Raw genomic sequence first — 2,205 nt, 5'->3', positions numbered from 1 at the left:
CTCTTGCGGTTACAAATAATGGAGAAGTGGATCCGTGAAACGGAGCCAATAGCGTATTGAAATATCTGACTGTTCATCGGTGGCTTAATCACCGAAAAACAGACAAATGAAACGTAAGAAAAGACACCTTAGTGCTGAATTTAAAGCACGTATCGCCACCGAAGCTCTCAAGGGGATTCGCTCAGTAAACGACATAGCCCAGGAGAATGATGTAGCTCCGTCCCAGGTCAGTCAGTGGAAAAAGGAGTTAGAGTCTCGAATGGTTGAACTTTTTGAGAGTTCTAACACCAGTAAGAAAGAGTTAAAAAAACTCGAAGTCAGAGAGGCTCAGATGGAGCGTAAAGTAGGGCAACTCGTGCTAGAGAAGGACTTCCTTCTAAAAAAGTGCGAACAGCTGGGAATCGATGTGAGCGAAAAGCTATGATTGATACTCAGCACGCTTTATCAATTAGGCAACAATCAGCTTTGCTAGAAGTCAACCGCAACCGCTTAAAGCCCAAAAGGGCTAAGATCAGTGAGGAGGATCACAAGATCATGCTGCATCTTGATGAAATTCACTTCAAATACTGCCACATGGGGCAGCGCAACTTGATTCACGAACTCAGAGATAGAGGGTATGAAGTCGGCAGGAAGCGAGTGCGTCGTTTGATGAGGTTGCTAGGAATCGAAGCAATGGTTCCCAAGCCTAACACCAGCAAACGTGGTAAGTCGCACAAGATTTACCCTTACCTTCTCAGAGACACTCCTGTGACGGCTGCGGATGAAGTCTGGTGCACTGACATCACTTATATACCAATGCCTCGAGGTCACGCCTACTTGATTGCTGTGATGGACTGGCACACTCGTGCAGTACTTTCATGGGAAGTGTGCAACACGATGGATTCAGCATTTTGCCTCCGAGTATTGCGCAAAGCCTTCAAGGCTACAGGTCGGCAGCCTAAGATCTTCAACACCGATCAAGGCAGCCAATTTAGTAGTAAAGAATGGGTGGGAGAAATTGAATCTAGAGGGATCAAAGTGAGCATGGACGGCAAAGGATGCTGGCGAGACAACGTGTTCATCGAGCGTCTCTGGCGGAGCATCAAGTATGAGAAACTCAGGCTCTGGAGCTACAGCAACGTACCAGAACTAGAAGCTTTGGTTGATGACTGGATGGAGTTCTATAACCACCGAAGAAGGCATCAATCGCTATCAAACCAAACCCCATGGAGCGTCTACCAAGAAGCCCAACGAAAAGCAGCTTAAACCAGCCTAAGGCAATAAAAGCAAACGACACAAATAGATTGCCCAAAGCTGGCTAATCACCAACAATAACTCGTCATCGATAGAGCTGTCAGGATTTCAATATAAACTGCAAATCACTGGCAACGTTTAGGAGACCACTTCATAAACACATGGAAGCCGGGACTGGAGTGAAAAAAATATTGGCCATTTCCTTAATCGATTGTCCGAGAATGTCTATCGATTAATATTCTAATTGTTAGGCGGAGAATTGTGGTTTTGAGCTAGTTAGTCGATGTGAATGAGTGGCTAGTGAATGATTGGCTGTGTGTGATTGGCTGTGTGTGATTGGCTGTGTGTGATTGGCTGTGTGTGATTGGCTGTGTGTGATTGGCTGTGTGTGATTGGCTGTGTGTGATTTTATTTTGGGAGTATGCCGCTCCAGCAGTTTTGGTTGAATGTTATTCTTAGTTAGGCCATTTAGTGACCATAAAAAATTGACACACACACATGTTGTCATTACGAAATCTTTGTGTTTATGTATTTAAAATCTAAAAACCTCGAAAAGTTAAAGGTGTTTATTTGTATGGGGCTAGTTGCCACAATGTTTACAAGTTGTACTTCTGGACCAGGAAATGCGTCTGGAGCCATATCATCTACCGATTATGTAACTCCACCTGAGTCGACGTATAAAAAAATTAAGTTTCAAGCCACGGCTATAGGTACAGTTAGTGGAGCCGCATTAGGCGGAGGTATTGCGTATTTAAGTGGTGCTTCAGAGGAGGGGATAATTGCTGCGGCAGTGGCAGGGGGTGTGGCTGGAGGAGTGACTGGACATCAAGTAGGTAAAAAGCAGGTAAATAATGTCAAAGCTGAAGCTGGTGAAAATAAAGAGCTAGCTTCGTCAATTAAGGATTTAGAGACTACAAATCGTCAATTAGCTAGTTACAATAAAGGTTTGAGATCAAAAATTGCTAACATGGA

General features: G+C 44.2%; 2 protein-coding genes and 1 pseudogene. All 3 read left to right on the top strand.

The annotated features are described in order from the left end of the window. Nucleotides 1-106 precede the first annotated feature (106 nt). A complete protein-coding gene (locus tag ABGY95_RS06215; RefSeq protein ID WP_347440829.1) occupies nucleotides 107-424 on the top strand; it encodes a transposase in 318 nt (105 codons plus the stop codon). Next, entirely contained in the window at nucleotides 421-1,245 is an 825-nt protein-coding gene (locus ABGY95_RS06210; RefSeq protein WP_347440828.1) for an IS3 family transposase, read from the top strand. Before ABGY95_RS06215 ends, ABGY95_RS06210 begins: the two co-directional genes overlap by 4 nt. A gap of 514 nt (nucleotides 1,246-1,759) precedes the next feature. After that, a pseudogene (locus ABGY95_RS06205) lies at nucleotides 1,760-2,205 on the top strand (hypothetical protein); the annotation flags it as partial.

The sequence above is a fragment of the Rubritalea sp. genome (genome assembly GCF_039830215.1).
GTDB lineage: Bacteria > Verrucomicrobiota > Verrucomicrobiia > Verrucomicrobiales > Akkermansiaceae > Rubritalea.
This window is presented reverse-complemented; position numbering and strand designations above follow the sequence as displayed.

Excerpts from the sequence above, each read along its gene's own strand:
- ABGY95_RS06210 (WP_347440828.1), top strand. The coding sequence starts at position 421 with ATGATTGATACTCAGCACGCTTTATCAATTAGGCAACAATCAGCTTTG.
- ABGY95_RS06215 (WP_347440829.1), top strand. The coding sequence starts at position 107 with ATGAAACGTAAGAAAAGACACCTTAGTGCTGAATTTAAAGCACGTATC.